Source organism: Hafnia paralvei ATCC 29927, assembly GCF_001655005.1.
Taxonomy (GTDB): Bacteria; Pseudomonadota; Gammaproteobacteria; order Enterobacterales; family Enterobacteriaceae; genus Hafnia; species Hafnia paralvei.
On sequence record NZ_LXET01000064.1, the window covers coordinates 1 to 18,711 of the forward strand.

Annotated in this window: 17 protein-coding genes; all 17 read right to left on the minus strand. The window is 50.2% G+C overall.

From position 1 onward, the window contains the following. Window positions 1–186 (minus strand): transposase (locus M988_RS20885; RefSeq protein ID WP_001515700.1); only part of this gene is annotated, 186 nt, incomplete at its 3' end. A gap of 40 nt (window positions 187–226) precedes the next feature. Further along, window positions 227–2,440 (minus strand): F-type conjugative transfer protein TrbC, encoded by a 2,214-nt coding sequence (trbC, locus tag M988_RS20890; protein WP_346211210.1) that lies wholly within the window; start codon window positions 2,438–2,440, stop codon window positions 227–229. Beyond that, on the minus strand, window positions 2,403–3,401 hold the full coding sequence (locus M988_RS20895) for a thioredoxin domain-containing protein (RefSeq protein ID WP_064575574.1): 999 nt from the start codon (window positions 3,399–3,401) through the stop codon (window positions 2,403–2,405). The genes trbC and M988_RS20895 overlap by 38 nt, the downstream gene beginning before the upstream one ends. A gap of 100 nt (window positions 3,402–3,501) precedes the next feature. After that, the gene (locus M988_RS20900; protein WP_187989755.1) at window positions 3,502–4,839 is read right to left on the minus strand and encodes a secretion/conjugation apparatus DotM-related subunit; all 1,338 of its coding nucleotides are present in this window, start codon (window positions 4,837–4,839) and stop codon (window positions 3,502–3,504) included. 143 nt (window positions 4,840–4,982) lie between these two features. Then, window positions 4,983–5,078: a DinQ-like type I toxin DqlB gene (gene dqlB, locus M988_RS23270; RefSeq protein ID WP_021542841.1), complete on the minus strand. Its 96-nt coding sequence runs from the start codon at window positions 5,076–5,078 to the stop codon at window positions 4,983–4,985. Window positions 5,079–5,812: 734 nt separating this feature from the next. Continuing rightward, the gene (locus tag M988_RS20905; RefSeq protein WP_064575576.1) at window positions 5,813–6,373 is read right to left on the minus strand and encodes a hypothetical protein; all 561 of its coding nucleotides are present in this window, start codon (window positions 6,371–6,373) and stop codon (window positions 5,813–5,815) included. Continuing rightward, a complete protein-coding gene (locus M988_RS20910) occupies window positions 6,370–8,517 on the minus strand; it encodes a DotA/TraY family protein (RefSeq protein WP_064575578.1) in 2,148 nt (715 codons plus the stop codon). The genes M988_RS20905 and M988_RS20910 overlap by 4 nt, the downstream gene beginning before the upstream one ends. 50 nt (window positions 8,518–8,567) lie before the next feature. Further along, entirely contained in the window at window positions 8,568–9,086 is a 519-nt protein-coding gene (traX, locus tag M988_RS20915; RefSeq protein ID WP_064575580.1) for a conjugal transfer protein TraX, read from the minus strand. Further along, window positions 9,083–10,303: a conjugal transfer protein TraW gene (gene traW, locus M988_RS20920; protein WP_064575587.1), complete on the minus strand. Its 1,221-nt coding sequence runs from the start codon at window positions 10,301–10,303 to the stop codon at window positions 9,083–9,085. The genes traX and traW overlap by 4 nt, the downstream gene beginning before the upstream one ends. Window positions 10,304–10,320: 17 nt before the next feature. Further along, window positions 10,321–13,383 (minus strand): hypothetical protein, encoded by a 3,063-nt coding sequence (locus tag M988_RS20925; RefSeq protein WP_064575591.1) that lies wholly within the window; start codon window positions 13,381–13,383, stop codon window positions 10,321–10,323. Further along, window positions 13,380–13,988 carry a hypothetical protein gene (locus M988_RS20930; protein WP_064575592.1) on the minus strand — a complete coding sequence of 203 codons (609 nt, stop codon included), beginning with the start codon at window positions 13,986–13,988 and terminating at the stop codon, window positions 13,380–13,382. Before M988_RS20930 ends, M988_RS20925 begins: the two co-directional genes overlap by 4 nt. Before the next feature lie 63 nt (window positions 13,989–14,051). Further along, window positions 14,052–14,450: a DUF6750 family protein gene (locus M988_RS20935; protein ID WP_046449680.1), complete on the minus strand. Its 399-nt coding sequence runs from the start codon at window positions 14,448–14,450 to the stop codon at window positions 14,052–14,054. A gap of 15 nt (window positions 14,451–14,465) precedes the next feature. Further along, on the minus strand, window positions 14,466–14,996 hold the full coding sequence (traQ, locus tag M988_RS20940) for a conjugal transfer protein TraQ (protein ID WP_046449679.1): 531 nt from the start codon (window positions 14,994–14,996) through the stop codon (window positions 14,466–14,468). A gap of 9 nt (window positions 14,997–15,005) precedes the next feature. After that, window positions 15,006–15,761, minus strand: a complete 756-nt coding sequence (locus tag M988_RS20945; RefSeq protein ID WP_064575594.1) for a hypothetical protein — start codon at window positions 15,759–15,761, stop codon at window positions 15,006–15,008. Continuing rightward, window positions 15,758–16,960: a conjugal transfer protein TraO gene (traO, locus tag M988_RS20950; protein WP_064575597.1), complete on the minus strand. Its 1,203-nt coding sequence runs from the start codon at window positions 16,958–16,960 to the stop codon at window positions 15,758–15,760. Before traO ends, M988_RS20945 begins: the two co-directional genes overlap by 4 nt. Continuing rightward, a complete protein-coding gene (locus M988_RS20955) occupies window positions 16,960–17,997 on the minus strand; it encodes a DotH/IcmK family type IV secretion protein (protein ID WP_064575599.1) in 1,038 nt (345 codons plus the stop codon). The genes traO and M988_RS20955 overlap by 1 nt, the downstream gene beginning before the upstream one ends. Further along, window positions 17,994–18,671 (minus strand): DotI/IcmL/TraM family protein, encoded by a 678-nt coding sequence (locus M988_RS20960; protein ID WP_064575601.1) that lies wholly within the window; start codon window positions 18,669–18,671, stop codon window positions 17,994–17,996. Before M988_RS20960 ends, M988_RS20955 begins: the two co-directional genes overlap by 4 nt. Window positions 18,672–18,711: the final 40 nt, after the last annotated feature.

An 18,711-nucleotide genomic window follows, 5' to 3' on the forward strand; every position in this document is an offset into this window, starting at 1 on the left:
ACGCAGCATGGTCTCCAGCGGATAGGGCCGTCGGCCATTGCCCGCCTTGGGATAAAACGGCTCGATGACAGCGGTCATATTCTGCCATGGCAGAATCTGCTCCATGCGGGAGAGGAAAATCTCTTTTCGGGTCTGACGGCGCTTAGTGCTGAATTCACTATCGGCGAAGGTGAGTTGATGGCTCATGATGTCCCTCTGGGATGCGCTCCGGATGAATATGATGATCTCATATCAGGAACTTGTTCGCACCTTCCTTAGCCAAACGGCGGGCCATTGCATCCGAGACTTTGAGGGGATTAGGCTGTGTTTTCACCGTAAACCATTTTTTCCCGCGTTTATTGAGGACATCGCGGGCAGCTTCAAAGAGGAGTATTCCCCGCTGCGTGGGGCTATAACTAATGTCACAACGGTTATCGAGATCCATCGCTACTTTCATCAGTCTCGCCAGAATCGGGTCCATGAGCGGCGGTATGGTGTGTGTTTCACTGCCGGCGACGATTTCATCCGTTCTTTGTAATACCATGCTGACTTCCATTTCAGAAGGCGGCAGTAGACGGCTCAGGTGCGGATTTTGCGCGATTAAGTCGGCTTCGGTCGGGCTTCCTATATCGATGAAACGATTGATCCTGAGCTCAAGCTTGGACGATAACTTCTCATCATCAGGGATATAGATGGCGCTGCTGGGTACCAATGCACTTTTAAACGAGATAAAGCCTTCGCCGGGATTCAGATCTTTTAGCTCATCGAGCGATATCCTATTTTTCTCACGGATATAGGTTGTGTTGGCCTCCTCATAGCTGCTGCTGACGGTGCCAGGTGTTCGTTTCATCTCACCCAGCTCGGCGTAGTAGTCTTTCCCTGCCGTGGCTTTCGCCAGTTCAAAGGTGTCCTTTTCATCCTGCAGCGCCATAAACCACTTCACAAGCATGTTGGCGTTGACGGTCTGATATTCCCCTTTAAATTGCGCGATAAATCGCTGGATATCCTGCGCGGAAATGACGAGCATCATGCCAAGACTACGCATCTGGGCGGCGAGGTCATCCATTCCGGGTGCAAAGTAACTCCCTAGCTCATCATGTATATCTGGATAGGGGAACGGGTTAACGAACTTTTTGGCGATGAGAACGTCTTTACGTTTCCCCTCCAACTGATAACCGAGGTCACGTGCAATCACCATGCGTTTAGCGGAAATATATAATTTCCCCAAGTTTGCGGATTCACTCTTGGATAATTCGAGGGCGGGGATAAGCACGACCAACGTGCGATCGTTATGCAAAACATCGCGGATATCGATGTCGCCAGCATCAGTTGCAAATATGTGGCCGTAGACATCGTTAAACATGGCTAACATGCGAGAGAATTGCTGAATAAGAAAGCCATGCTGGTCATAAACGCCTTGATCCCACTCAGAAGGTTTGCTCACTAGCTCCATGCGGAAACCGGCCAGATTGTTGAGGTAGGACTCCAGCGCGTTCAAGGCTTCGTCGTGCCAACCATTTTGCTTACCTTCGATGTAGAGTTCAGCCATTTTTTTCAATGGCAGGTGTTTTTGTATCATTGATTGAGACAGGCGAAGACTTTCCTTTTTGCACTTGTAATACAACGCATAGACCAGCCCATAAAGCATCGGTTTCGCTTTATCCTGCCAGCCGGCTTCACTGGCCCCGACTTGGGGGAGCAGTGACTCCATCAGCTGAATAATGAATGTGGCAGTAGCATCGCCAAAGAAATTTATCGAGTTTGATTGTGGACGCGTTCTGTCATTACCGAGTAGTTCATCGAAGCGATCACGGCCACCATTGAGGAAGTTAAGTACGTAGTAGTTATCTTCCTGCCCATAGCGTCGCATCAGTGACCAGATCGCGTAGGCAAGATTGGTTTCCGCTTTACCATCGGAGAACGTCATTCCCCGCCCCATGCAAATGCTGTTGAGCTGAATGGACAGTAGGGCTTCTGTCTTCCCCGATCCCGTGGTGGCCAGCAGTTGCATATGGCGAAGGCAGTCGTCTCTCGTTAGCCATAGCTCTCGGCCGAGAAAGCGTCGTCTGGCATGGCCCAGACACATAATACCGGCTGACTTATCCCACGACAGTCGTCGGCGCGTAAATCGAAAAAGGCCCATCGGGCCTTTAAATTCATATGCGTTTTCCCGCTCGGTTGTCATATCGAGGCCACCGATATCCTTGGGCATTCGCAACGGCATCCTGAACAGCTGACCGAAGAATGTCAGCAGCCATATGGCGGTTGCAAATACTCCCGGAATGAGCACCCAGGTACGTAAAAAAGTGAGGATCAAGATAACGACAAGTCCAGCCTGAACAGTAACCGGCGCAAGTAAATAATCATCTATCCATGTTGACTGTGTTGTTTGCCTAACTCTGACCTTATCAACGGGCTGAGTATTATCGGATGGCATTATCGGCCCCCTGTATCGGTGCATTCATGAAGTTGGCCAGCGCGTCATCGCTGGTAAGGGCGCTAAAAGGAATATCCCGGCCATCATCAGCGATTAACTGCGGCGTACCAGGAAGCTGGTAATAGTCAAAAGCGCGGTCATTAATGCTGATGGCGTGCTGACCATCAGTGCAGCTGTCGGGCGCGGTTTCTTTGCTGGCAGTCGGTGAGAGAGATACGTTACCGTCTGCTCTGAAGAGTGATTGCCACAGCGACGTGCGTTTATCGGGTGCGACACACAAAATAGGGGAAACAGCTGCGACCGTGTCCTGCTTGCCAACAAGTGTTACAGGGAAGATGACTACGTTGTAGTCACGGGTGAGTGCCTCGAGCGTAGGTTCGATTTCTTGGCAGTGAGGACAAAGAGGATCGGAGAAGACGTATATCGTCCGTGTACGACCGCTTGATAAATTAATGGTGTAACGGCCACTATCCGCTGCCTTTTTAAGACTCGCCGCGCGAATGGCCAACGCGTTATTGCTGCTTTCTTTGATTGCCGGCGCTAAAGGTGCCGCTGCGGGAGGAGGAACCGCGACGGGAAGCTCTATTTGTGGTGCTTCGGGAATAGTGGTGTTTCTACTGACCTCAGTCGGTGGTGACGGTGGAGTTTGTGGTTTTGGATATCTTATGAACGCAGAGAAAGCCATGTAAAGGCAGATGAGAATGATTGGTACACCCAAAAATCTTAGTAAGGCGATGGATATTTTTCCCATCCGGCGCTGTCGTTCTTCGTGGATTGCCTGCAGCAACAAAGCCGCATTTTCGTGCGTTGATGCACGATAAATCTCCTGTGGTGTTTGTGTTTTGCTGTCATGCATCAGCACGTTTCCTTGGATGAAAAAGCGACTTGATGGACCAGGCATGATGAGAAATAACGGCGCAGATGAATTTTCGGCGTAAGCCGCTAACATCCCGTTCTTATAGAGGACGGAGCATTTAGATTGCATTGTGTAATCCTTTTAAAAGAGATAATAAAAATCGTTTTTGGGGATAAATTCTGGATGCGAAAAGAAAATATAAATCAGGCCAAAAATAGAACGGCAACCTTCAATAGCTGTCTTCATTTTTAGGGACAAATAGTGGAGGGATGCGTTTTTTTACTGCTGAGTTTTGAGAAGGCTCTGGGGGTACTCGTTCATGAGGCTGGTCTGGAAGTGAGGCTTTTGGCTGAGTAGTATTTGATTGGTTTGAAACATTATGCAGGAAAACCAGATCATCAAATGTTGTGCTGTCTTCTTGGGCTTCGCTACTGGTGTCAGGTTCGTGGTCATCAATAACCATACCAATGCTGCGTAAATCGCTTTCTAAACCCTGTACAGCGTAAACGGTGAGGTTGTCAGGCGGTGGAATAACCACTCGCATCTTTTTCGATAGTTTCGATACGAGCGCTTCCCACTGTGCGGCAGCGACTGCGCCAGCACCTTCAACAAAGACTTTGCTGCGATCCGATGACGACAGGACATACCATAATGTTCTGTCTAGCCCCTTAAGCCAGCGAAACTGACCTGCAGGTAAACGCAAATCCTGAGCATGTAGGGCAGAGAGGGCCGTTCGCGTTGTGCTGTGGTGTTTAATCCACGCTTTAGCTTGAGGCGTGGCCATAACCAGCTGAAAAGCCTTTTCTGCAATGCTTAACTTTGGATAACCCCGCTTCTTTCCTTGCTCTTTCTGGCGTTTGCCGCATGAGCGATTCAAAGCGTCTCGCAGCTCGAGAGCGGCAGGTCTGTCATCACAAAATACCTGTAAGCCGATGATGGCCACTAATGCACGCTCATGCGCGCTAAAGCTTGATGCGTTGTGCAACGGCGTCCCGAGTTGAGCATCAAAAGCCCGCTTAGCGCGCTCATGGTCGAGACGTTGTCCGATCACCAGTTTATGCTCGATGGCAAATTCATCGGGGCGCTGGGCGCTTCGATGCTCAGGCGGATCGACATTGAGCAGCTGCGTTTTAGGGTCGCCATACTGCAATGCGGGAATAATGGCGGGGGAGAATTTGGACATGATTTTTGGCAGCGTATAGATATCAATTTTGCGGCGAGTCAGACTCAGTGGATGGTTTCGAGTCGTGATGAGGCCGTACACCGTGATGGGAAGCATAAAGACATATAAAATTCCTGCAGTCTGGTTCATGACCTCAAGAAACTGGCCAAGACTCAGTTCTTCCACCCGTTTACTTGCCCACGCGAGAAGATTCATTTTATCGGCAACGTAGGTATGTATCGATGCAAAGTCTGCCAGAGCCCACAGGTAATAAAGCAAGGCACAGCAGGCATAGTAGAAAATCGAATGAAAAATGACGATGGCAATCAGTATCAGCGCCAGCGCCATTAGCGTCATGGTCCCCTGATCATTATTTGAGGATGGAGTCGGGTGAGCGGCAGACATGACAAAGTCTCCAATTAAGGTTTCAGGTTGTGAAGTCGGGATGTGGTGAGTTCGGAAAGACGAGCTGGATATTGACGAAGGGAATATTTATTAAAGGGCGGGAAGCGGTAAACTCCCCACCCTTAACTACGTTTCAGCCGTCATCAGTCGATGAATTGGCGGATCAGTTCGAGAATGGCAATCAGCGCATTTGCAAGCGCTGCTACTGCTCTCAGAACGATGATTAACAGGTTAACCATCCGTTTCTCCAGATAAACTGGAAGAAATCACCGTTGTTTACTCTTACATTGCCTGTCACAACGGATCTCTCATTGTTAGATGAAAAGGGATTTCCTCCTGCCAGAGCACTAAACACAGCACCACCTGTTTGTTTAGTCAGGACTTTAAAATCGTTCATATCCAGCAAGCTGGAATAAATGGCAGGAGAATCACAGAACAGCGCTAACGTGCTGATTATACTTACTCGCAGGTATACATCCACTACAAAAGAATGCTGTTTGCAAAATGCGCTCTAGGGGATATAATTATCAGCGTTAGATGAAGAGGGATTTCCTCCGGTCAGAGTCACCAACTCAGTATCGGAACAGTTAAAAAGCCGACCTCACCAGTCGGTTTTTTTACGTCTGGATTTTGGCGTACAATAACAACGTCAGTTGTAGAGTGATTTCCTCCGGTCAGAGTCACCAACTCAGTGCTGGAACAGTAAAAAGCCGACCTCACCAGTCGGTTTTTTTACGTCTGGATTTTGGTGTACAATAAAAGAGTTAGATGTAGAGTGATTTCCTCCGGCCAGAGCTACCAACTCAGTGCTGGAACAGTAAAAAGCCGACCTCACCAGTCGGTTTTTTTACGCCTGAAGAAAACCAATCTCTGACTTTTCAAAGAAACAGAACCTTCTGGTTGTTTGCACCAGACAGAAAAAAGAGCACCTGAAAAGGTGCCCTTAGTGGAGTGGTGGGATGGTGTGAGTTATTTAGGCTGTTTGAAACCTATCTTTTACAAAGCTATCAAAATCTATATTAGATTCTTTTGTCGGGTGGTACTGTGCTGATAAAAGGACATCGAGTCGATGACAAAACTCCATACTTTCTTTTTCGCTACTAAAGCAAGCTTTGAAGAAAGGAAATGAAAGGTCATTGAACTTTAATGTGAGTTCTTTACCTCTACAATCGTATCCCAGAAGATTTTTACAATTACTACCCTTAGCAATATTCTGAAGTTTGGATATCATTAAAATATTACCATTGGTGGTGTCGATACCTAAATACTCACCAAAATATGGTCTATTTAATATGAGCTCGTTTTGAGGGTTGAAATCTGAACCTTGGAATTTGCTAATCAGTGCATTGTTGTTCTTTTTCCTAATGGCAATGGTTTTTCTAAGTAAGAATATTGTTACTATGCCAAAGGCTAAAAAGAAACACTGCCATAGCTCATGTCCAGGACTAATAAATAATAAAAGTGAAAACCCAATTGACCATATAGCTGCTACCCAAAAAACAACTCTTATAAGTGATATAAATATAAATTTCATTTTATTCCATCCTCTCCACCACCTGGTTTTTGGTTACTATTTGATTTTACACCTGGAGTTCGTTGTAGTCCATGAGAAAAACCAGCAAACATGCTTTTAGTTGACTCTGCCATTCCGCCTAAAATACTCGCTGCTTCTCGGCCACCTAACCATGATATTACATAATCTGGCATTGTGACTTGTAATGCGAATACACGAGTCACTGTAGTAGTACAAACTCTTGCGTAAACCATTAATAGGCCAACCATAGAAACAATTCCCGTTATTGAATTTGCTTGTACGTTTGCAATGACAGGGCCAAATAACATATTTAATAATGTACCAATAGCAACGATAACTAAGCTTGCAAAGGCAAAGCCTAAAACCATTAACATGGGGCGTATCTGAGCATCTATTAGAAATATATAACCGTATGCTGATCTACTCCCTTTTTCTTCCTCTGTACCTATGTGTGTTGCAGCCCATAATGAACCTCCTGTCGCACCAACTAATACACTTACAATCCAATTAGCTGCAGCGGATAACCAGAATATAAATGGAATCATAGGTAGATATATAGAAAGGCTAAATCCAACACCTAGAAGCATAAGCAAAATGAAATATACAAATGGAGATATGCTGTCGAGCACTGCTGCAATTGCTTCTAAAGTATTTCCTGATAGAAACGATAATACACTACCCCAAATGCCATTTGTTGTTGCTCGAGATAACACTTTAGCTGTAGTGAAAAGACCAAAACTAATTTCTGCGCCACCTAATGTCAGATCTCCTATTGCCTTCATTTTTAATAAAGGACTCATCTGGTTGCTATTGACCTGATCGCTACCTAGGTCATAAGTAGCAATTGCATTGGTGAATCTCTGCATAGGTGACCCCAATATACCTACAAAGACCGCACTTGCATCTGATGCGTCTTTGGCCTCTTGGGTATTCTTTGCTGTTTGGGTACCTAAAGGCGGTGTGTAGGGGGAGTTTTGAAGTTGTGCATGATAGGCTGTCATCACATTATTCAGCGTATCACTCACACCAATATCGCCAAGCGATGTCTGACCGCTGACCACGGGTTTGAGTGCCACTGCATCACTGACTTTTTGGTTAGCTGTTGCGAATGTCTGATACCACGCTCCCAGTGAAAGCCAACCACTCTTCTTGAGTTGTGCTGTCATGGCGGTCGCTAGCTCGTTGCCATTCCCCTGCGCGTTTACCACTTTATTGATGGTATCTTCATATGTGTGTGCCGCTTGCTGGATGGCCGTTTCTGCATCAGGGATAGCGCCACTTCCATTCTTTTGCTTATTCAGCAGGGCAGTGACGAACGCCGAGGCATTTTGACTTAATGTGTTCTGCATCTGATTCATGGCATTACGCTGCGCAGACTCGATAGCATCCGTGTTCACATTAGGTGAGAACAACCAGCCCGTCATGCTGTTCTTACTCGACGCCGGTAATCGCGCCGAACCACAGCTGGCACTGCCGTTGGTGATTTCAAATCCGTCCGTGACACTCTTGATGGCCATGAGCGGCGTATCGCTTTTCCCATATTGGCCATACATGCTGCTGAGTTCAGCGTTGGTCGCGTACATGCACAAATTCATTTCATAAATAGCGCGCGCAGAACTCACGGTTTGCGGCGCGACGGGTTGCATCACCAGTGAATAGCCGCTTTGCATCAGGTCAGCAATTTTGTCTGTCATCAGGTTAGCGCTGCCGATACCCATAACGGATACGGCCCACAGAAAGACCAGTTGTGCTAGTGACCAGCCTGATACCGTGGGTACCAGAAATAGAAAACCCGCGACCGTTGTGACGACCGCCATTGGCGTAGCACCACTGCCAAACACTTTCCCAGTGTGTCCCGCTTTGGTGATGTGCTTGAGGCTTATCATCAAGAACCAGATAACAGCGAGGGCAAAGACGATACCGTTAAAAATGAAGAAGAGTTGACCGACCATTGTCGCGTTAGTGGATAGCGGGTCTGTGACAACGTCACCGAATATCATCACCAAGAGTTGACGAGACAAGTCAGTTGAGCGTTTTGCCGCCGCTTCAATGCTGTCAAAACTCACCGCTGTATCAGCGCAGGCGTATGACGCCCAAAGCAAATTGACCAGTACACTGGCATAAAGGGTTCGTAACCATTTCATATTTTGACCTCGGCCTGAACGACCGTTGATGCAAGACAGGGAGGGAGGCGCTAACGCCAAGGAAATAAGGTCATGCGTATCCACGGAGTTTCATGACGAAAATCAGTGAAGGTGCCTTTTTCACCTGTATTTACCCGTTGCTCACGCAGCTGCCAGAGCCGCCACGTACAGACAATGGCCTGCAGAAAAGGAATACTGCTCAGTCCCAACAAGACCACCATAATCACACTCGCTCGCAACAGTAATGAGAAAGTCGATATTCCGCTGGCGAGTACGGCTAACAGTAAACCGAAGGCCAATAGGGCGGGGATAGCGCTCATCACCAGATAAAGCCGTTTACGTCGGATCTGCTGGCGTTCGATAGCCTCGATATCCATGCCGCTGGCTGTTACAGCTTCCTGCCAACTTAACTCGGGCTGCCGGCGACGCCGCGCAATAAGTTTTCTGGCCACACGCATGCGCTGCAGTTGCTTACCCAGTGAAGGAATAATACGGTTTTTGGTGTAGCGTGCTTCAGATAGCGGAACAAAGAGGTTGGCCAGAAAATACAGGCCGGTTTTTATCTTCATCGCGCAGCCCCCGCTTTAACTTGTTCCATCTTGCCAGCCAACTGCGGTCGGTAATGTTCTGTGGCCATCAGCGCCAGCTGCTGACCGACCAGAATGTTGCTCTTTTCCTGTTCGTGCTTGATGCCTAACGCCAGCCAGTTACCCAGGTTTTGCACGCGAATTTGCTCGCGAACAAGGTTGTCACCTTCCATCTGCTGCAGGTCAGCTAAGTAGGCAGTATTGGCATAGCGCCTTCCCACTTCGAATGATTCAAATTCACGCTGAGACATTTGACCGGATGATTGCGCCTGTTGCGATGCGGTGTCATTAAAGTAACTTTGTGCCGAAGGCACCTTCAGCGCGTCTTTCAAGGCATCTTTAGTGGCCGCATTCGGAGAACTTGCAGCAATCATGGCCATTTGCGGTTCGCGGGCCGCATCCATGATGCCCTCGTACTGTGTCATCAGTCCTGCATACTGCTTACCCGAAGCCGTTTTGACCTCGCCTTTACCTAATTGACGCCCCGCTGAAGGGGCGGTGGTATTGAGGGTGTAGGCGACGGCTGCGTCAATCTGAGTCTGCGTGAACGTCAAATCAGGCGTTTTGCCCACCTTTCCGGCACCGTCGAGTAAAGACGCTAACTGCTTATCACCGCCCGGATACTGCGATACGCTTGGACACAAATCGGTACCGCCGTAAGCCGCATAATCTGTGGCATCGCACCACTGCCCGTGTAGGGCTGCGCTCTGATATTGCACCTGTTCTGGTGCCGGTGTGGCTTCGGTTAAGGCCGTCTTCAACTGACTATTACTGACGCCGCCGCCACGCGAATAGCCGCTCTGCGTGGCACGGGCTTGACTATTGACGCGGGCCGCTGCTCCCGAGGTAGATTCTGTACAAATCGTTTCAGGAACGGCAAAGCTTCGTCGGGCTTGTTCAAGCCGTTCAGACTGGCGCGCGAAGCTATCCTGTGTTGCTCTTGATTGCTCAGCCTGCTCGATCATAGAAGATATTTTGTCGCCGTTGGCATTGATGGCCGCGCCCACCTGATGCTGCGTCGTCGATATCTCGGTTAATGTGCCATTAGCCGCGCGAAGTTGAGGCATAACATCGCGCGTAATAGGCACGCTACTGTTTACGTTAACCGTAGCGGCCCACGTTGGCGTGGTAACGAGTAATGAAATCAGGGATATCGTGAAAATAGCGGGGCGGGTATATCGGTGAGTTTTTTTGTCCATTTTACGCTCTCTGTTTGTCACCCTTGCAGGTAGCCGTAATCGCTGAGAAGTTGATTGGCAAGGAGATTGACCACGCTGGTGTCATCCTCATTACTTGCCTTATCTTTCATATGGTTAAGTTGCGCGCTGGCGCTACCGCGAGGAAATTTTGTGGCCAGCAGTTCACGGGCGACATGCGACCCTAGTTTTTCAGTGAGTCGTTTCCTCAAGGCACGGTCAGCGGGCGTTGAGTTCAGCGCCCACAGTTCGCGAGGTCCAACGGCGTGTTTGAGCAATTGCGCAACATTGCCGCGTGAGGTTTTGAAGATGCCCAAAAAGGTGGTTCCCGAACCATCAGGCGCTGCGCCCGGTGGGGTTGTCAGCAGACGCCGCAGGGTTATCTCCGGAATTTGATAGGCTTTGGTGAGTAGTGAAAAATCTTTCTCACGGACGCGCATCATGTAGACGGAGTTCGCTGACTCAAGCAGATCAGGCGGGTAGTCATCAGGATATTGAGAAGCAAAAACCGTGCGTACACCGAACTTACGTTGTTCACGGTCTTCGGTCTGCAGCGCATCCCACAACACCTGTACTCCTTTGATATTGTGCATTTCATCGATGAATATCAGTTTGGTTTCCTGATCCAACTGTTCAATACGTTTGCGATGCAACGGGATGTAGCGAGGATCAAGATTGGCATAAAGTTCATCCTGAATTTGCGGCAGGTAAAAGTCATTTCCTCCGCCAATCTGACGCGCAAATTGATACATGATGCCGGTCTTTAATTTGCCTTCCGGTGTGGGTTTTCCAGCGACGTTATTGACATCGACAATCGCAATACGGGTTTCTGGACTGAATATAAGCCGAGTTCTACCTGACAGCAGGGGATAGTCGGTCAGGGCTTTGGCCAGACACCGTGAAACATACTGCAGTAAGGATTCTTGAGTTCCTGGTCGTGTCACGCCAACAAAATTATCGGCTAGCTCTTTTTTGCTAAGTTCATTCTGCAGGTCGTTTAGTAGCGGCACCGCCTGTGACTGTGCCAGTGTTGCTTCCGAGACATAGCCTTTATCAAACAACATATCGCGGACTTCATACCATGTTGCCGACACCCACCATTCTGGCGAGTAAGCATGAAGAATTTCGCTTTCTTCGAGTGCACGATCAACTTCAGGAACAAGCCCTGCCCCATAGCGCGTCGGGTTAATTTCTCCCTTTTCTTTGAAAGCACTATCGACAATCCTCCCAAGAATATCGGCGCAGCTGGTAGGGTCAGGCGGCAATCCTGTCGCTGGATCTGCGCATAAGCTTTTGAGTAAGCTCAAAATGTAATCACGTTCTGTACTTAGTGGGGCTTTTAATCCCAGCTGGATATCCATCGGATTACGGCAGTGCTCAGCGGTATTTTTCAGAACAATACTGACAATCTTATGTTTCGCATCGTCTGGCAGCGCATCATGGACGATGTCGTAGAACCCTTGCGTGGTGTATCCCTTATCGATGAGTAACATAAAGGGAATATCAATATTGCTGTTGGCCAGAAACGAGAGATGGCTACTGTTAGCGATCACCGACTTACCTGAGCCGGGTGGCCCCATAATGATCTCGGTGTGTTTCTCCTGCAAAGGACTGGCTAACTTTATGACGAACGGTTTGCGCCCCGGAGTCAGATAGACAACGTTGCCTTCAGACCAGGGACTGCACGGCTGCTGCAGCGGTAACAGGCGTAATGCGTCAGACAGGGTAGAGAACATCAGGTTAGGGCCGCTATAGCTGGAAACTGCGGGTAGTGTTGATATCCATGCACGCACCGGATCACCAAAGGTTCCCGTGACATCAGTGATCCCCCACCCCTGCAGTGATTTCTTGAGCAGGGTGAGATTACGCTGCAGCGCTTTATTGTCGCGGTGCCACGTACTGGCGGTAATGCTTAATACGACAATCGGGTCCTTTTTATCCTGCTCCAGCAACCACTGTACGGATTCATACTGTTGACGCAGGGCAGGGATAATCGCCAGAAAGGTTAATAGGAAATTTTTATAACCGAGCTGTGAGGCACCGCCCGGCATAATATCGAACCGTAAACGCCACGGCACCTGACGGGGGACGTTGGCAAAGAGTTCGGGGAAGATTTGCGGCCGCTGCGGGAATAACGTCATGGCCAGTTGACCGTGGAAGAACCCGTCTACTTCCACAATGGCCCCTTCTGTGGAGACTTGGGTATCGCAGTATTGATAGTTCAGGTGAGGGGCAAGACATGCACTGATATCTTTGCCATCACCTCTTATTTTGCCATGTGGCATGACGCGGTCACCGGGAAGTAAAGGTTGCCAGTACGGTGACGTGCTGCTTTTTTCGATTTCATCACGAATGATGCGGCCTGTTTCGTGCGCATCCATAAGACGGACAGACACACCGTTGTTTCCTGCGTTCATGTCGAAGATAAGCTTGTCTAGAAATGCATCATGACGAAGTTTTAAACCTTCAAATTCAGAGTAGATCGGGTTTTGTGAGAATCGCGCTTCAGGTAATTCACCCAGCGCGTTTTGTCTGCGGATTTCGTTTTTGTGTTCATCGGCAGGCAGGGCACCGATGGCGGTATACACCACTAGAAAAACCCGCTCACGCGCCATATAGGGCGACATCTTTTCGATACGCTCTTGTGCCACGTCGTCCATATCCAGATGCAGGTGCTTCCATCCGCGGCGCAGCGGCTTCATGAGCTCGGTCATTTCTTCTTTTCCACGATCGGGATCGTGTTCAAACACAACACTGAGCTTATAACCTAATGCTTTAAAATCACCTGTCAGCTTGTCGGCCAGATGGGTATAAAAGAACTGAAATGTGCCTGACTTAGGGGGTTGTCCTTCGGGGGATTCTTCAAAGCTGAAATCTCGAAATGCGCCCTTAATTTCCAGACAGCTGACAAAGTCATTATTCTTGGTCGTCTGAATGTAGGCCGCATCCATAGACGGATGGCGGATTTTGTCATCGTCTGTTAAGCCGATAACGGTGCGCAGGTCACAATAGTCTGCGAAGTTTTGGCCCAGCGTGTAGCGTGACAGCCACGCCAGTGCGTCTTCAATTTTATCGAGGATCATGCTCCACCTTGCTTGCGGTAATGTTGATACATCAATGGCCACCAATCAGGGGTGGATTCGAGTGGGGTTAAGTCAGTGGGGGCTGGCAGACGTGAGGGGTTTAGCACCGGTGACAGGCTGTGCCATGCAGTACGTATCCCGTTGCGTTGTAAGGGTGCCGTCCTATGTAACGCTTGCGCAAAAGCACCGGGATGTGAGGTGTCAAAGCGCTTTTCTGCCAGCGTTTTATGCTCAGTAAGCCATTCCAGCAGTTGTTGGGCATCCTGACGCGTCTGTTCATCGTCACAACGAAGTGCCACGTACAACGTGCGTTGGAAGTGGCTGATATCTTCAGGTGACAAGCCGGGTAGGATTGCCATGACTGCACTGTCTGCGGTAAGCGTATTGAGTTCTTTCCATGCGCGACAAAACGGATCGACTACCGTTAGATTGCTGTCATCGCGATTGAGTGGGTTTCCATCACGGTGTATTGCCGTATTGTGGCCAGAAGGATAACCACAATATTCACATTCGCAGCCCAATGATTGCGCATGGGAATTTTTGAGCGCACTGTCTTCTTCAGGCGAGTCACCGGCAATGGTGTGTTTAAGGTCTAACTTAAGCATGCAACCCCCTTTTGTGTGAGGAATAAAGTGAAACTCCCCGACAATGTCGGGGAGTTCTGTTCATTAAATTCCTACTGGGTTTAGCCCCATCTGTTTCTGACCACGACTGACAATCTGGCTCAGCGCTAATAAGAACAGGCCAATGCCAAACATCACGGCAATCTCCCACGGTTTGATTTGTGGGTTGTTCTTTTTCCAGCGCATCATCAGCAGTGCCAAAATGATGAAGATGATCCCAATCACGGGAGCCGCATCGAGTAGCGGCTGTTTAATGTCCGTGAAAAATCCCAGTCCGCTATTCACCATGCCACTCAGGTCATCGCCAGCGGCGTGGGCAGGTTGACTGGCCAGTGCGCTTAATAACAGCCCGCTTAACCACAGTGAAGTGCGGCGGCGAAGTTGATAAACGCGCAGGGAAAGTTCTACTGCAGACCACAGCATGATATTTTTCAACGTTTTCATAGTATTCCTTAATTATTACCAGTGAATATTGATTGTGTTTTGAATGGCGTTAAGCACCGCCGGATTGCAGATTAAAAGCACGCCGCAAACGAAGCGCTTGATACCTGATGTGATGTCATCACCGCGTGATAGCCCGGTGTGACCGTCTTTTTGAGACCGTCGCAGGCGCAACAGTCCATTGAGAACAAAAAACCATCCCACCGTCTGCAAGACGGTTAGGCCCGCATTGACCGCTTGGGCTGCGGGACCATAACGGGCCTCCGGTACATACGAGATGGCATCGTATGTCACGGCACCTAACGCAAACTGATTGGCGCCAGCATTAACAACGCTCTCAATGCTGATGATGCAACACCCGAGTAGTAGGACAGCGAGAAAGGTGCCAGCGGAGTCAGCTCGCTGACCGCGCCGAGTTCGTCCCGCCTGACCAGACAGATAAAGAATGATAAGGGCGATGCCACCGACGCCTGCGATGGCTAGAACCAGTTGCGTTGTGATAGCGGATAAACTGTTTGCCGCATTGGCCAACATCTGGACAAAGTCCATATCCTCTCCTTAACGAATGACGCCCGATGAGGTCACCACTTCACGTTTGCTTTCATCGATGCGTAAAACCGTCGCGCCGGCAAAGTGGTCACCGGGTCTTAATGCCCAGCTGCTGCCTTGCCACGTCACCCATGCCAGTCCGGGATACAGGCTGTTAATCTTCGCCTTATTTCCTGACCAGCGTGTTTTCGCTGACGTTTTAGTCGACGTTACTGGGGTTTTGGCCATCGATGCCGTTTGGGTCGGTGCCGCAATGACCGTGGGGGCCTGACGCGTCTTTTGTATCTCTGAGAGCTGTTGCTCAACGTGGTCAAGGCGGCGCGCTAATGCCGTTAATCCTTCACGCGTTTTCTCGCTGTAGACCTGTTGGGAATTTAACGCCCTCGAGACTTCCTCTGCGAGAGAGTCCGTGGGCGTCTCGGGCGGGGCTATTGTTGGCGTGTCTTGGTCTAATGCTGTCGGTTGAGAAGGGGACGGTGAAGATTCAGGTATGGGAGGTGGTGTTACTGCCACCGGACTCGTGGTTTCCACGGGCTGCGCTGCCGTGAATTGGGGTTGAGCTGGCGCTTGTGTGCTGCTCCCACTCATTTTCCAGGTTAACCCCAAAATAGCAAAAATCGCCAGTGCGGCGATTTGAACTTTGGGCTGGTCATATAACGGACGCTTTTTAGGCTTATCCGATGAGATAATGGGCGAGTCTGCCGTGAGCTCATCGTCGTCCAAGGGTTCGGGCGCGGTTAACTCGGGATCAAAGTGTGGTTTCATTTCGCGTTTTCTCCTACGGGCGCGGGTATGCAGTCTTTGTCAGTGACGGGTTTCATAAACAAGATAGAGACGACCTGACGACGATTAACATTGACCTGAGTGACGGGCAGACGAGAAGCGTCCTGCGACATGACTTGAGCCGTCTGTTGCCCGATACCGCCAGCAATCACGCCAGCGACGGCCTTTCCATCGGGTGATCCAGTTCGACCAGTCACGGTGCCGCTGTTGGTCGTCAGAATTTGTGTGTTGCTGTCCTCATACAGCTGTCCCACTTTGCCGATGCCGCTTGCAATGGCGGGTAAAACGATACGAGTGAAATAGCGATGATTCACATCACTGGCCACCGACGAACGCTGAGTTTCATCATCCAATGCATAGGCATCGATGGTGCAGGTCATCCCTTTAAAATCGAGCGTTTTAAAGTTCACGATGACGCCATCCCCTGCCAGCTGAACGTTCTGTGCTGCCAGTACCGCCCCCGCTAACTGCCCCGCAGGGATAGTGGCCAGCACTTTTGACTCGGGGTTATCTGAGTCAATCGCGGTGTCAATTGTGCCCGGATAACGAACCAATCCGGGGATGCTGATACGCGATACTGCGGGCGTTGTTGTTGATGTCGCGGTGGTTTGCACGGATGACGCAGCATCATGAGATGCCAGTCCTGGTACGCTCTGAGCCCACTGGCTGAAGGGCGATTGCCCGTCTTGGCTCTCACTGCCAAACGCGGTGGCCAACTGCATATCACTGGTGTGCCAGCGCGCGCTAAGCTGAGTCAGCAGGTTGTTGATTTGCTGCTTCTGCTCGTCGTTTAAACCGCCTTGCTGTCCGTTTTGGGATGGTGAGGTATCACTTTGGGTATTGAGCGCAACGGGTGTTGCGGGAACGTGAGGAACCAGCGGCGTCTCGTCTAGTCGTTGGCTTTCACTGAGTGAGGCCACAAAGCTATTACCGTCGCTTTCGGCCTCCTGAGCGCCTTGTTGGTTGGACAGTTTTAATAAGTCGCGGTATTGACGGCTTTCCTGTGAGGTGACTGATGCATTGTTGGCCACGCGATTTAAGTTGTACTGTGACTCAGGGGTGGCAGACTGATGCATCCACCCCCATCCCAGATAGCCACCGGCGGCAACAACCATAATGCCTATCGCCACCAAGCCGAGCGTTTTTTTGCCGTCGCTGGCTGCGTCCTTTTCTATCGACATTATTGCAGCTCCAGAGTCAGTGGGACGTTGTGTCCCTGAACTGAGAAGGTGACATAGGGAGTCACCGGCATTTTCCAGACGTGCGTGCCGTCAGCGGAGGACAACGTACTATCAAACGCATCGCGCAACTCAGCGCGAGAGCGTAGATAAACATCATCGCCCAGCTGCCATGCCTGAACATCGGGCACGCCGCCCTGCGTTTTGATGCGCTGGGCTTCTTTCGGGGGAACACCGTCAAGAAATGCCTGCAGCGTGTTGTCATATAGGCCCACTTTCTGGCGAGGTGCTGCCATTGGGCGTGCCGAAGGGCCAGACTGGGGTATTCGCAGATCTAGACGACTGTCGGTGGGCTGAGAGGCTTGGGTATTGCTGGGCTCACCGCTGGTCATACTGATAGAGATGGGCACCGCTAACCCTTTGAGATAGACCGTCACACTCCCGGTGTCATAGGCACGGCGTGCCTGAATGGCCATCGAGGGGGTGTCGGGCAGGTAATTCACCTGAAATCCTGCGGGATTGCCATTGACCGGGGGGGCGGCAATAGGCCAAGGCGCACCTGTCTGGTCGGTAAAATTCACGACACCCGGATAGTTGGGCAGCACTTGCACCATCGGCAGCGACGAACCCGGCTCGAGATTCACGGTCAGTGAACGTATGCGTGGGACGGCGGTGACGGGCGCCATTCCGGTACTCCGTTGCACACCATCAAGACCCGAGCGCAGCTGTTTAATGGCCTCAGCCGATAACGGCGTGGTGACGTTCTCAGCATACTGCAGAGCAGCATCGGGCGGCATCGGCGTCGGAATACTCGTGGCAGTCGTGTCTGCCACCGCCGCTGCGGGGGGCGTCGTCGGTGCCGTTGCTGGTGCGACTGGCGGTGTCGGTGCAACGGGCAGTGCTGCCGGCGCAGGCGGAACCGATACGGTCGGCGTGGTTGATAATGACTGTGCCGGTTGCCATTGCGGCGGCGGTGTGTCTGCGGCGATAACCGACGCACTGCTTAATAGACCCGCGATAATGAGTAGGGTTTGCTTCATTGTGCCGATGCCTCCCTGGTGACCACTTGTATCACTTCCAATCCGTCTTTTTTCAACCGAGGATCGGCGCGCGTCACGAGCATGACGAGGGTGAAGTTTTGTGGTGGCAGTGATGATGTCTGTCCGGTGAGTCGGAATGTGACGGGATACTGCAACCGCCATGCGTAGGCACCGTTATCCAGCACACCTTTGCTGTTAACGACACCGTTTGAGGTCAGCACTGACAGGTTCATTTTTTTATCCCGGACGTTGGCCAGAACGTTCGAGTTGACCAGTGCGTTGTAGTAACTGGTAAAGCCGGCCGTCGAAAAACTGTCCTGACGGGCGTTGATTTGTTCGCGGTAATGGACAAAGTCGAGGGTGAAATCCTTGCGAATATGGCTAGCACCGTAATCGATAATATCGGCGTCGCTGTACACCGGTTCGTTGATAGTCGGAATAGGAATGATACGACCGTGGTCACTGGCGATAACGCTTTGTGGTGGATTTGCCGCTTTCCAAGCGAGATAGAAATTACTGAGTAACAGAATAACGATAGCGATGGATTGCCATACGTTGACTGACAGACTTTTTCGCGTGAAGGCCACATTCAGTTGCGCACTTTGATGCTGTGCTACCGCAGCCGAGTACGGTTGTTCAGCCGTCACCTTCGGTGCGACATTTTTTTTATTCATAACACATTTCCATAGAGCGGTGTCCGCCTGAACACTCAGA